This window comes from Streptomyces sp. cmx-4-9, from assembly GCF_046548835.1.
GTDB lineage: Bacteria > Actinomycetota > Actinomycetes > Streptomycetales > Streptomycetaceae > Streptomyces.
Map to the genome: position 1 here is coordinate 43,763 of NZ_JAEBEE010000011.1, position 12,578 is coordinate 56,340.

Genomic DNA, 12,578 nt, shown 5'->3' on the forward strand with positions numbered 1-12,578 from the left:
CGGCAGTCGACCGCGGCGATACCCGGTCCGCTGCCGTGGGCGAAGGAGTGGCGTCCCGCTTGCTCGCGGCGATCGGCTTCGGTACGGCGGGCGCAGACGCGGCAGGGCGCGCGGGAGCGGCGGGTGCCGTGCGGGGGAGCACGGGGGCGGCCGGAGACACCTGGGCCGCGGTGGACGGAACCTACCGCGTCGGCGCCCTCACCGGCCGCTGGGCCAAGCAGGCCGCCGAGTACATCGGGGAAGGTGCCCGGGAGGCGCGCGCCGTGCCCGTGCCCACGACCTGCGCGCCGAGCTGGAGATCCTCCGGGCGGAGTCGGCGTCCGCCGCGGCCGAGCTGCAGGCGCTGGCTGCCCGCCGCCGTACGCTCGCTGCCGAATTCGGCGCCCTGCCGGACGAGACCGGGCTGACCCGCTCCCACGCCCGTGCCGCGGCCGCCGCCGAGAACTGCCGCCGGGCCGGGCTCCGTCGTGAGGAGCGGGCCGCCGAGGTGCTGGCCGCGGCCGAGCGGGCCGAGCTGGCGACCGCCGGCCTCCACGAGGCCGCGGCCGATCTGGGGCTGCCCGTGGACCGGTCCGCCCTGGACGGCGTACGACAGGCCCTCGGCGAACTCACCGCCGTACTGGCCGCCCTCTGGCCCGCGCTGCGCGAGCGGTCGGAGGCGGCCGAGCAGGTGGAGGGGGAACGGGAGGAAGCCGGCCGGGCGGCGGCGCGCTCCGCCGCACTCGGGCTTCGCACACAGGAGACCGAACGGGAGGCGGCAGCCGCCGAAGAGCGGCTCGCCACCCTGCGCTCGACTGTGGGAAGCGCCGTGGCCGAGCTGGAGCGCAGGCTCGCCGAGACCGCCCAGGCCCTGCGCGCCTGTGCGGCTGAGAAGCGCCTGTCCCAGGACCGCCGCACGCAAGCGGACGGTCGGGCCAACTGGGCCCAGGGACGGATCGAGCAGTTGGAGAAGGACGTCACCGGTGCCGCAGCCGCGCGTTCCGAGGCCATCGCCGCGCTCCAGCGTTTCGCGGACCACAGGGCTCATCACGGTCGCGCTCCCCGAGATCGCCGTACCCGCGACGGGGGACGGACCGTGGGCGGCCACCCCGGCCATCGCGCTGTCCCTGCCCTGGAGTCGGAAACTCGCGGCCACCGACGACTCGGACGGCGCCTGGGAGCGGATGCAACGGCGCCTGAGCGAGGAGCTCGTCACCCTCGACGAGGCGTTCGCCGGTGTCGATGACGACTCCCGCGCCAAGTGCCTCGGACTCCTGCACGCTTTCGACCTGGACGTGGTCATGACCAATAGGCGGGAATGGGCGTGCTACCCGCAGGTTCCGGGCATCGCCATCGCCCAGCTCTCCCGCGTCGACGAGGTGGCAGCCGTCCTCGTCACCCGCTGGGAGTGGGACGGCACAGCTCGAACCCGAGGGGGGGATCCCGTGCGGCGGGCGGATCAGAAAGCGGACCTCCTGTGGACGTGAAGGCGGCACCCGTCGACGAGGACCGCCTGCACCGGCTCCTGGGGGGTGCCGATCTGGCCTGGCTCGTAGAGCGCGTACGCCGCCGGATGGAGCGCGGTCAGCCACTCGCCGGACCGGTGTGCCTCGTCGCGCCCGCCCCCGCCCAACGCGCCCCGGCGGAACGGCTGCTGGGACGGGCTCCCGGCGGTGGCGCATCGCTGACGGTGCGGCTCTATGCGGTGGACGCCGTATTGCGCAGATCCGGGATCAGCCCCGGCGGTTTGGAGGCGGCCGTCGCCTCACTCACCGGCCCCGTCGTGCTCCTCGACGAGGCCCGTCGGATGGAGGGACGGGCCTGGGAGGAGGCGTACGGGCCGCTCACGCTGCTCGCAGAGGAACTGCCGGACCACGCCGAGTGGGCCGCGCGCGTGCGCGACGGCGGTCTTGCCCGGCGTCTCGCCGGCACGCCCGCCTCCGTTCGCCTGCTGCTCGATCAGGGCGTCCGGGCGCTTCCGGGAACTGCCAGCCACACCGGCGCGTTCACTTTCAGTGTTCGCCGCGGATACTCCGGGAAGTGCCCAAGTGCTCGCCCACGGCACGCCGGTTGCCACCCTCGTCCTGTCCGGCGTCCGAGCTCTGACCGGTCATCCCGACGGGCAGGGAGCGGCCTGGCGAAGGGCGGCGTGGGCCTCCGTCGGCCTGCTGCCGGACGATGTCTCCTCGACAGTCCTCACGCTCAATCTTCGCGGGACTCCGGCTCTGGCCTGGATGGCCGACGCGGGCGAGCCTTGCGTACTGACCCTCCGGCAGCTCGCCCACCGTCCGCCGCGCACGGTGCCCCCCGTGGTCCACATCTGCGAGAACCCCGCCGTCCCCTCGGCTGCGGCGGACACTCACGGCCCGGACGCCCTTCCGCTGCTCTGCCTCAAGGGGCAACCCTCAGCCGCCGCTCTCACGCTGCTGGACCACTTGAACGCGCTCGGTGCTGTATTCCGCTACCACGGCGACTTCGACTGGGGCGGTCTGCGCATCGCCACAGCACTGCTGCAGCACGTGCCGTGGCGACCCTGGCGCTACACGGCGAACTACCGGCAGGCGGCGGCAGCGACTGGGACCGGTTCTCGGCCACTCTCCGGTAGACCGGACCCATCGTCCTGGGACCCGGATCTGGCGCTTGCCCTGGCTGAGCACGAGATGTGTATAGAGGAGGCGGTGCTCGACGTGCTGCTGGCGGACCTTGCGGGAGGGGATGTGTATCCGGCCGTGACGCACGTTTGACGCATGCCCGACGCATTTCCTGATGGGTCGGCAGCATGAAAAGGCCGCCTCACGCACCGGGGTACAACCCCGGCGCGTGAGGCGGCTTTCTGGCGGTGCGCGCTGCTTCGGGCTGATACGCCGTTACACCGGGATGGACTGGGCGAAGGTGAAGAAGCCGTACGGGTCGTAGCGGCGCTTGATGCTGCTCAGGCGCGGGAGGTTGGAGCCGTAGTAGGCGTCGGCCCAGTTCTGGAGTTCGGGGTCGGGGAAGTTCACGTAGGAACGGGAGTTGGAGTACGGGTCAACCGCGTTGAAGACGCCGTCGAGCCACTGGCCGCCGGCGGCCTTGTCCTCGTCCGTCATGAAGGACGGGCTGAGGGTGGTCGTGATGGTCGCGCTGTACTGGGCGTCGCGGTGCACCCACGCCGTGGATGCCACGGCGGGGATGTTGGCGTTCTTGCCCAGGCCCAGCAGGCTGATGACTCGGGCCTGGCCGGCCCTGCGGTCGGAGTCGAACGCCGCCAGCATCTGGTCGATGCCGGTCTGCGGCATGGTGCGGTTGAAGAAGCGCCCGCGGTTCTTGATGTACGTCGTGCGCGGAAGCATCGCGTCGGGGCTGCTCCCCGTCGTGTGGCAAGCGTCGGCCGTCTTGTCCTCGCAGCCGAAGACACGCATCATCGCCTTGTCGTAGGACAGGTCCTGGACTACGCGGGTCGCGGGAGCGGTGCCGATCAGACCCGTGAGCGCCGCCAGCTCGCCCTCGAGCGCCGCCATCGTGCCGAAGTGCACGCCGGAGACGATGATCATCGGTACGGCGCCCGGGCGGGCGTCGGCCATGCGGATCAGTGCGCCGCACGCGAGATCGGCGGACGCCTGGGCCGCCCAGTCCAGAAAGCCCGCGACGGCGCGCTGCGCGTCGTTCCAGGTCCAGGTCAGGGTGTAGTGGCCGACACGCTGAATGGACGTCGGTGCCATACGGAAGTCGGTGACCACGCCGAAGTTGCCGCCGCCACCGCCGCGGAGGGCCCAGAACAGGTCCGCGTTGTAATTCGCCGAGGCGGTGACCGCACGGCCGTCGGCCAGCACCACCCGCGCGGAGCGCAGCCGGTCGGAGGCGGGTCCGAACTTGCGGAACTGCCAGCCGGTGCCACCGCCGCTGATGAAGCCACCGGGAGAGACGGTCGGGCAGAAGCCGCCGGGTATGGTCAGCCCGTGCGGGGCCATCTGCTGCACGACGTCCACGAACTGAGCTCCGGGGCCCACGCGGACCTCGCTCGCGCCGGCGACGACGTGCTTCATACGGGTCAGGTTCAGGACCAGGCCCTCGGTGGTGGACCAGCCGCCGTAGCTGTGGCCGCCGCTGCGCACCGCCAAGTGGATGCCGTTGTCCTGGGCGAACCGGAGGCAGGTGCTGACGTCCTGCTCGGTCTCGCAGTAGGCGACGGCCTGCGGGTAGATGGAGTCGAACTGGGCACTGGCGAGCTTCCGGGCGCCCTCGTAGCCGGTTTCTCCAGGAAGCATCAGGTCGCCGGTGAGGGCCCGCTCGAGGCTGGCCCAACTGGTGGAGGTGCTCGGCACGAAGGAGCGGGCACTGGCCGTTCCCGAACCCAGCAGGCCCGCCGCGGCCGCGGCGAGTCCGGTGGTCGCTCCGAGGACGTTTCTGCGATTGATCACGTCTTCAATTCCTTTGCTCGAGTAAGAGACGGAACGGGGGACCGGAGCCCGTGAGGACCCGCGCGCCCGCGTTCACCCGCGGACCGGCAGGCACCACAGATCAATCCGGCCGGCGAGCATCTGGGATTCGACTTGTCCGGGCCGTGAGCTGAAGCCGCTCAGCATGGTCCGGACCGGGAGGGCGCTGGAGACGATGTCCGCCTCCTCCAGCGCCGCGAGCAGTTCGTCGGCCGTGCCCGCGCGGCCAGGCGGAGCCGCGAGGTCCACGACGGCGCACAGGCCCGCGTGGTGCAGCACGGTCAGCCGGGCGAGGAGCCCGGCGGACGGCTCGTACGGAGACTGCTCCGGGGCAGGGGGCAGTGGGGTCCGGATGGCGATCGGCGCACCTCCGGCCAACCCCGCTTTCCGGATGAGGGCCGCCAGCTCCTCGGCCTCGCGGGCCGCGAGGGCGGGATCCACCGGACAGGGCCCCGCATCGATCACGGTCAGTCCAGGGCGATCGAGGGCTGCCTGTGCGGACAGCTTCCGCCCGCCGACGACCGTGCCGACCGTGCCGACCGCGCTACCGGGGCCGGGAGCCGCGGCCGGGAACAGCTCGAGTGCGCGGGGAAGGCCCGCGTACAGATCGGACTGCGCGGTCGTACCGGTGTCTCGTACGTCCGTGTGGTCGGCGACGAGGCGGCCCGGGAGCCGTACCGTCCCGAGGTCGAGCGGCAGCGCGAAGACGCTGCCACCGCTCTCCAGACTGCGGGCCGCGTCGGCCACCAGCTCCGGCGCGTCCGCCCCGATCTGATCGAGGTCGGGAAGGGCGGTACGGCCGAGCAGGTGCAGGGAGAACTGAGCGACGGGTTTGTCGAGATACTCCGGCACCCGCTCGAACCAGCGCATGCTCCGCTCACCCGCGGTCTGCAGATTTCGGGAGCTCGGCAGCCGTCGGCGCTCGTACTCGGCGAGCGCACTGGGCACATCGCCGTGCCGTTCCAGCGCACGGGCCAGGTAGAAGCCGTCCTCCAGCGCCATGCGGGTGCCCGAGCCCACCGAGTAGTGCAGGGTGTGCGCGGCGTCGCCGATGACCACCACGTTCTCGTACACGCAGCGGTCGAGCCTGATCGAGGGGAAGTGGGCCCAGTTCAGGTCCTTGGCCTGGAGCGGATGGCCCTGGAGGTGCTCCGCGAACACGTCGGACCAGGCAGCGAGCACGGCCTGCGGCTGCTCCGGGCTGAAGTCGTCCGCCGTCCCCGGCACGGCGGCGGCCCGATCCGGGCCGCCGGCATGCGCGGGCACCTCGACGACGAAGGTGCTGACCCCGTCCCCGTGAGGGTAGCCGTGGGCGACGGCGACGCCCTGGTCGGTCTCCTCGAAGATGAACGTCATGGCGTCGAATTCGGCTGTCGTACCGAGCCAGGCGTACCGCGACCGTCCGCGTCCGACCCGTGCGCCCAGCTCGGCCGCCAGCGCCTGCCTGGTCCGGCTGTTCGCGCCGTCGGCCGCGACCACCAGGTCGTACTGTCCGCGCAGGTCATCGAGGTGTACGGGGGTCTCGTAGCGGAGTTCGACGCCGGCGGCCTGCGCCTGGTCCGCCAGCTCGTCGAGCAGCCGGTGGCGGGATACGGCGGTGTAGCCGTGCCCGGGGATCCGGTACCGCCGGCCCCGCGCCCGCACCTCGACATCGGACCAGGCCACCTGGGAGGCGAGCATGGCCCCGAGGGCGGGCGCCATGTACTCGACGGTCCGTACGGCGACATCAGAGAACACCACGCCGTATCCGTACGTCGCACCCCGCGGCGAGCGCTCGTACACCACGACCTGCCAGTCGGGTCGGGCGGTCTTGATCCCGGTAGCGGCCAACAGGCCGGCCGGACCGGCCCCGATGCAGGCGACCGTCCGGTGCCGCGAGCCCGTGGGCAGCGTCCTCACCGCTGCTCGCCGGCCCGCTCCGCCAGTACCCTGCGCAGGATCTTCCCGGCGGCGTTCCGCGGGATCTCCGCGATCGTCCGTACTTCCTTGGGCAGCTTGTACGAGGCCAGCCGTCCGTGCAGGAAGGCCAGCACCTCGTCGGAGTCGATCGTGGCCCCCTCCTCGGGAACCACGTAAGCCAGGGGGGTCTCGCCCCAGTGCTTGTCCGGGACTCCGAGCACGGCGACGTCGTTCACGCCCTCGAACTCGGCGATGGCCTTCTCCACCTCGGCGGGGAAGACGTTCTGGCCGCCCCGCTTGATGAGGTCCTTCTTGCGGTCCTTGAGGTGGATGAAGCCGTTTGCGTCCATCCAACCGAGATCCCCGGTGCGCACCCATCCGTCCACGATGGTCAGGGCGGTCTCGGCCGCGTCACCGACGTAGTGGGACATCCGCCCCGCGGCTAGGACGCAGACCTCCCCGATCTCGCCGGTCGGGACCGGCCGGTTCTCCTCGTCGTGGATCTCGACGCGGATGCCGGGCACGCCGCGGCCGCTCGACTCCAGGGGGACGGCGCTCTCGGCGCCCTCCGCCGCCGGGCCGGTCACCCAGGTGGCGAAGGTGCCGCCGGCCTCGGTCATCCCGTAGATGTTCCGCAGGTCGCAGCCGAAGGCGCGGTGCGCGTCCCGGATCAGCTCGCGGCTGATCGGCGACGCCCCGAACATGATCTCCCGCAGGTCGCTCTCGACCTCGGTGTCCTTGCCGAGCACCATCATCAGGAAGCGCAGCGTCTGCGGAACCATCCAGATGTGGGTGATGCCGCGCTCGCGGATCTCCCTGAGGACGGAACGCGGCTGGAACTCCCGCATCATGTGCAGCGTGGCGCCGGCGGCTATGTAGTGGAACGTGACGGTCACGCCGCCGTGCGACAGCGAGTTCAGGTTGAGCAGCCGTACGGTGTCGTCGGCCTTGGCCTGGGCGAGCCAGGACATGCTCATGAGCCGCAGCGCTCCGGCCGTCTGCAGCACACCCTTGGGCTTGCCGGTGGTGCCGGACGTCAACAGGATCGCCAGAGGATCGTCCATGCCGGCGGCCATCGGGGGCGCGGGGACGTCGGCGGCGAGCGCCTTCTGGAACTCGCCGGAGTCGAAGACGGTCGTCCGGTCGGCGGGCAGGCCCAGCCGCTCGACCGGGCGCTGCTCGCCCATGACGTGTACGACGCCCAGCCGTTCCGCGACGTCGGAGAACTCCGACGGCGACATGGCGTGGTTCGCCGGTACGAACGGCGCTCCGAGGTGGGCCAGCGCGAAGTAGCTCACGATCACTTCGAACCTGTTGCGCGAGTACACGGCGACGCGGTCGCCCTTGCGTACTCCGCGGTCGCTCAGGTGGGCGGCCACGGAATGTGCGGCCTTCCTGAGCTCCAGCCAGGTCAGGCTGCGCTCCCCCTCGACAACAGCCGGCTGGTCGCCGCGCTGCTGACAATGCCGGTCAAGGACCTCACTGAACCACATTGAACTCTCCGAGAATCTCGATGTTTCGCTGACAGGCCGGTGTCAGCTGCCGAACTCGCCGCTCTCCGCTAGCAGGCGCAGCGCCGCGACCGCGTCGAAGACGTCGGTGTACGTGACGTAGAGACTGTTGATGCCGAAGCGCATGAGGTTCGGCGGGCGGGTGTCACCGATGACGCCGCGCTCGGCGAGCGTGTCCATCAGCCGGCCTGCTGCCGGGTGCCGAAGGGTCACCTGGCTGCCGCGTCGTCCGGGGTCGCGGGGGGTGACCAGTTCGAAGCCCAGGCCCGCCAGTTGGTCGTCGTAGCAGGCGAGGAAGAACTCGCTCAGGGCCAGGCTCTTGGCGCGGATCTGTTCCACCGTCGCCTCGTCGAACACGTCGAGGGCCGCATCGAGGGCCGTGAGCGACAGCACGTGCGGGGCGCCGATCCGGAAGCGGGAGATCCCTTCGGCCGGCTGGTACTCGGAGGTCATGTCGAAGGGTGCGGAGTGGCCGAGCCAGCCGGTCAACGGCTGGTCAGCGACCGGGTGGTGGCGCTCGGCCGCGTAGAGGTAGGCCGGTGCTCCAGGACCGCCGGAGAGGAACTTGTAGCTGCACCCGACGGCGAAATCGACCCGGTCCTCGTCGAGGGCGAGCGGCAGGGCGCCCGTGGCGTGGCAGAGGTCCCACACGGTGACCGCGCCCGCGTCGTGGGCAGCCTTCGTCAGAGCGCGCATGTCCCACAGTTCACCGGTCCGGAAGTCGACGGGGCTGGCCGCGACCACGGCGACCTGATCTGCATCGGACGCGAGGGCCTCGGCCAGTCCGCTCATGGGGACTTCGCGCAGGGTCAGTCCGAGCAGCCGTGCGACGGAGGACGCGAGATAGCGGTCCGTGGGGAAGCCGTCGGCGTCGACGAGCAGCACGGTGCGGTCCGTGCGCAGCCGGGCGGCGGCGGTCAAGGCGTTGAAGAACTGCACCGAGGTGGAGTCACCGACGATCGTCTGCCCGGGAGCCGCACCGAGCAGTCGTCCGATGCGGTGGCCCACACGAAGCGGGGCGTCCAGCCAGCCATCGTCGGTCCAGCCCTTGATCAGGTGCGGGGCCCACTGCTGGTGGATGGTGTGCTCGAGGGCATCGGGCGTGCCCGTCGGCATGGGCCCGAGGGAGTTGCCGTCGAGGTACACCACGCCGTCCGGCAGCATGAATCGCTTGCGCAGGGGGGCGAGCGGGTCGGTGCCGTCGAGTCGCTCGGCCGCCTCGCGAGTGGGTGTCAACGCTCTACTCCAAACAGGTCTGTCATCGGTCGTTCTCGGGTGGCGCGGAGGGCCACGGTTCTCATGACGCCCACGTGTGGTATCCGCGTCTGCCGTAGAGCAGTGGAGAGCGCAGGTCGTCCCGTGAGACGTGGACGACCTCGCCGAAGACGATGACGTGGCTGCCGCCGTCCACGGTCCTGGTCACCCTGCAGTCGGCGATGGCATGGGCGTGTTCGGTCAGGTGGGGGCCGGTGGCACCGGCGGACCAGGTCACTTGGTCGAACCGGTCCGTCGCTCCGGAACTGAACAGTTCGCCCACGGCGCGGGCGTCGCCATGCAGCAGGTTGACCGCGAAGGTGCCCTGCCTCAGGAGCGCGCCCAAGGTCGGGCTCTCCGCGCGCAGACAGACCAGCAGGGTCGGCGGAGACACGCTGAGGCTGCAGAGGGAGGAACAGGTCATCCCCCACGGCTGGCCCTCGTCGATGGTCGTCACGACGGCGACTCCGGTGGGGAAGTCCGACATGAGCGACCGGAACTCGTCGGGCTGGACGGGTTCGGGGTGGGTGAGGTGGGGGGTGGGGTGTCCGTGGGTCACCGCAGGTCTCCTCTCTCGGCCATGACCGGCCCGGGCACCGGTGGCCGGGACCGGAATTCGGCGCGGTCCACGAGTCGAAGGGCGGGGCCGGTCAGTGCGGTCGTCACCAGTGCCATGACCACGAACGCGAGGTAGAGAGGGGCGGTGAGCACGCCCGCGCTGTAGCCCACCTGGAGGACCACCAGTTCGGTGAGCCCCCGCGTGTTCATGAGAACGCCGATGCGCAACGCGTCGAACGGGGTGTGCCGGCCGATGCGCGCTCCGAGGTAGCCGCCGCCCGCCTTGCCCACGACACCGAGGGCGAGGACCAGCACGACCAGGGTGACCGTCGCCGTACCGAACCCCTTGGTGAGTACGGTGACTCCGCTCACCACGAAGAAGACGGGCATCAGGAAGAGCCCGACTCTCGAAATCGCGTCCACCACCGGCGCCCACAGTGCCTCCTGCCGGGTCGGGACGGCCAGACCGGCGAGGACGGCACCTATGATCGCCGTCATGCCCTGCTCCTTCATGGTGAAGGCCATGGCGATCGCGACGGCGCCGATCAGCACCGCGGTGCCCGTGGGGAACCGTGCGCACAGCCGGCTGCTCAGGCGGGTGCTCAGCAGTCCGCGCAGCGCGAGTGCCGTCAGCACCGCGGCGCCGAGAACGGCGACGGCTCGCAGGAAGCCGCTGAACTGGCCCGAGTTCAGGCCGACCGCCACCAGGAGCAGCAGCCATGCGATCGCGTCGATCACGAGGGAAGAGAGGAGGGCGGTGCGGCCCGCCTCGGTATCGGTCATGCCGCGGTCGGCGAGGATCCTGGCCAGCACGGGTACCGCTGTGATGGACAGCGACACCGCCGTCATCAGCATGAAGGAGGGCGTCGGGGCGCTCCCGCGTACGTCGGCGCCGCCGGCCCACATCACCCAGCCGGCGAGCAGCAGTCCGGTGGCGAAGGCGGGGAGGAACGAGCCGAGGACCACCCAGCCGTTCGATCCGGCCTTAGATCCGGCCTTCGGGGCGGACGCGCCGCGGCGGAGTTTGCCCACCAGGCTGACCATGAACAGTACGAGCCCTGCCTCGGCCAAGAATCCGAGGTCCTTAAGTACGTGGGCGGGCAGCAGGGCCGCGAACCGGTCGCGGCCGAGCAGCCCGATGAGGAGCGGCCCGACGAGCAGGCCCGCCGCGAGTTCCCCGATGACCTCGGGCTGACCAGTTCTACGCGCCACGAGCCGGCCCGCCACGACCACGACGACTGCCGCCGCGAGGGCCATCGCCACATGGGGCAGGTTGAGTAGATGATCAGAGAGGGGCATGGACGTCCTGACGTCGACGGTGGCCGGCCGCCCGGGTACACCCGGGCGGCCGGCGGTGATCACTTCCCGTGGAGGTGGCGCAGGTAGTCGTACGTGGACGGCAGCGTGTTGATGAGCTCATCGCGCCGCTGCTTGATCTCGGCGAACTTCATCTCAGCAGCCGCAACGGCCTCCGGCCGGTGCTCCAGTGCGGGCAGCGAGTGGTCCGGCAGGTAGTCGAGTCCGGCGAACACGCAGTAGTAGTTCGCGTTGCTCCAGAAGTTGCGGAACTCCGCCTCGAAGTTGCCGTAGTAGTTGCTCTCGTCGGTGACCGGGAGGTTCACGCCGAGGCCGGACTTGTAGAGGGCGACCTTCTCCTTGAAGCCCTCCGCGAGTTCCAGCTCCTTGCAGGCGCGCCAGAACGGCGTGTCGTTGCGCGGGGCGAAGCTGAAGTGGGCCTGGATGAAGTCCCGCGTGTCATCGAACATGGTTTCGATCTCGCGGTTGAACTGGTTGACCAGAACCGGGTCGAAGCGCTTGTCCGGGAAGTTTTTCACCAGCTGGAACAGCGCCGCGTACACGAAGTAGATACCGGTCGACTCGAGCGGCTCGAGGAAGCACGAGGACAGGCCTATGCCGACGACGTTCTTGACCCAGGCGCGGCGGTTGCGGCCGACGCGGAACTTGATGTGGTTGAGCGGCTGCGTCTCGGGGTCGAGGTTCCACATCCGGCAGAACTCCTCGGTCGCCTCGTCCTGCGAGGTGAACCGGCTGGAGTAGACGTAACCGGTGCCGAAGCGGCCCAGCATCGGGATCTTCCAAGACCAGCCCGAGGACATCGCGATGGCCGAGGTGAAGGGCTCGACGCCGTGCGCCTCGTCGTCGTGCGGGACCTGGGTGGCCACGGCACGGTCGTTGAGGAGGTGGTCGCTCATGTCGATGAACGGCTCCTGCATGGCGCCGTTCATGAGCAGGCTGCGGAAGCCGGAGCAGTCGATGAACAGGTCGGCCTCGAGCGTCAGGCCGCCCTCGGTCTGGATCGAGGTGATGTTGCCGTCCGCGTCAATCTCGGCGCCGACGTACTTGTCCTCGATGTGGATCGCGCCCTGCTTCTCCGTGGCGAAGCGGCGCAGGAACTGGGCGACCAGGTTCGCGTCGAAGTGCCAGGCATAGCTGGCCCACTTCGTACCGTCCATGAAGCGCGGGGAGAGCTTCTTGTCGAAGGTCGAGGGCTGCGGGTAGCAGGCGTAGTCGAACGGCTCGTCGGTCTGGCCGAGCAGCTTCTTGCGCGTCCAGTAGTGCGACAGCGGCAGGTTGTCGTGCTCCGGCAGCAGACCGAAGAGGTGGTCGAAGTGGTCGTGGCCCGTGCCGTGCGGACGGCTTTCGGCCTCACCGGCGCCGGGGGTCCGCCAGTTGACGAACCGGATGCCCATCTTGTAACTGGCGTTGCACTCGGGCATCCACTCTTCCTCCGACAGGCCGAGGAAGTCGAAGAACACCTTCTGCAGGTTCGGGATCGTGGCTTCGCCGACGCCGATCTTCGGTATCGCCGGCGCCTCCAACACGGTTATTTTCACGGAAGGACCGAGCGCCTTGCCCAGGTACGAGGCGGACATCCAGCCGGCCGTACCGCCGCCGAGGACGACGATGTTCTTGATTCTCTGGTCACTCATGAGTGATG

10 protein-coding genes and 1 pseudogene are annotated in these 12,578 nt (G+C 70.2%); 3 read left to right on the forward strand and 8 right to left on the reverse strand.

Features of this window, described 5'->3' with window-relative positions; genetic code table 11:
• Positions 1 to 181: 181 nt before the first annotated feature.
• Complete coding sequence (locus tag ACLJTM_RS30475; RefSeq protein WP_411107003.1) at positions 182 to 901, reverse strand: hypothetical protein; 720 nt, start codon at positions 899 to 901, stop codon at positions 182 to 184.
• Between the two features lie 61 nt (positions 902 to 962).
• On the opposite strand from ACLJTM_RS30475, the gene ACLJTM_RS30480 reads away from it, so the two are divergent.
• The 3 genes and pseudogenes from ACLJTM_RS30480 (at position 963) to ACLJTM_RS30490 (ending at position 2,723) form a co-directional block, all read left to right on the forward strand.
• Complete coding sequence (locus tag ACLJTM_RS30480; protein WP_411107004.1) at positions 963 to 1,466, forward strand: hypothetical protein; 504 nt, start codon at positions 963 to 965, stop codon at positions 1,464 to 1,466.
• Positions 1,467 to 1,552: 86 nt separating this feature from the next.
• Positions 1,553 to 1,897, forward strand: a pseudogene (locus tag ACLJTM_RS30485) (TIGR02679 domain-containing protein); the annotation flags it as partial.
• 97 nt (positions 1,898 to 1,994) lie between these two features.
• Entirely contained in the window at positions 1,995 to 2,723 is a 729-nt protein-coding gene (locus ACLJTM_RS30490) for a TIGR02679 family protein (protein ID WP_411107005.1), read from the forward strand.
• Positions 2,724 to 2,846: 123 nt separating this feature from the next.
• On the opposite strand, the gene ACLJTM_RS30495 is transcribed toward ACLJTM_RS30490, so the two are convergent.
• The 7 genes from ACLJTM_RS30495 to ACLJTM_RS30525 form a co-directional block, all read right to left on the reverse strand.
• On the reverse strand, positions 2,847 to 4,379 hold the full coding sequence (locus tag ACLJTM_RS30495; RefSeq protein WP_411107006.1) for an FAD-binding oxidoreductase: 1,533 nt from the start codon (positions 4,377 to 4,379) through the stop codon (positions 2,847 to 2,849).
• A gap of 72 nt (positions 4,380 to 4,451) precedes the next feature.
• Positions 4,452 to 6,296, reverse strand: a complete 1,845-nt coding sequence (locus ACLJTM_RS30500; protein WP_411107007.1) for an FAD-dependent monooxygenase — start codon at positions 6,294 to 6,296, stop codon at positions 4,452 to 4,454.
• Positions 6,293 to 7,789 (reverse strand): class I adenylate-forming enzyme family protein, encoded by a 1,497-nt coding sequence (locus ACLJTM_RS30505; protein ID WP_411107008.1) that lies wholly within the window; start codon positions 7,787 to 7,789, stop codon positions 6,293 to 6,295. The genes ACLJTM_RS30500 and ACLJTM_RS30505 overlap by 4 nt, the downstream gene beginning before the upstream one ends.
• A gap of 42 nt (positions 7,790 to 7,831) precedes the next feature.
• Positions 7,832 to 9,043, reverse strand: coding sequence for a kynureninase (kynU, locus tag ACLJTM_RS30510; protein WP_411107009.1), 1,212 nt, complete (start codon positions 9,041 to 9,043; stop codon positions 7,832 to 7,834).
• 61 nt (positions 9,044 to 9,104) lie between these two features.
• A complete protein-coding gene (locus ACLJTM_RS30515; RefSeq protein ID WP_411107010.1) occupies positions 9,105 to 9,620 on the reverse strand; it encodes a flavin reductase family protein in 516 nt (171 codons plus the stop codon).
• Positions 9,617 to 10,918, reverse strand: a complete 1,302-nt coding sequence (locus tag ACLJTM_RS30520) for a cation:proton antiporter (RefSeq protein ID WP_411107011.1) — start codon at positions 10,916 to 10,918, stop codon at positions 9,617 to 9,619. The genes ACLJTM_RS30515 and ACLJTM_RS30520 overlap by 4 nt, the downstream gene beginning before the upstream one ends.
• Positions 10,919 to 10,977: 59 nt before the next feature.
• A complete protein-coding gene (locus ACLJTM_RS30525; RefSeq protein ID WP_411107012.1) occupies positions 10,978 to 12,570 on the reverse strand; it encodes a tryptophan halogenase family protein in 1,593 nt (530 codons plus the stop codon).
• Positions 12,571 to 12,578 lie beyond the last annotated feature (8 nt).

Bases quoted from the DNA above. Each gene is read 5' to 3' on its own strand.
- ACLJTM_RS30505 (WP_411107008.1), bottom strand. From the start codon at position 7,789: ATGTGGTTCAGTGAGGTCCTTGACCGGCATTGTCAGCAGCGCGGCGAC.
- ACLJTM_RS30520 (WP_411107011.1), bottom strand. From the start codon at position 10,918: ATGCCCCTCTCTGATCATCTACTCAACCTGCCCCATGTGGCGATGGCC.
- ACLJTM_RS30525 (WP_411107012.1), bottom strand. From the start codon at position 12,570: ATGAGTGACCAGAGAATCAAGAACATCGTCGTCCTCGGCGGCGGTACG.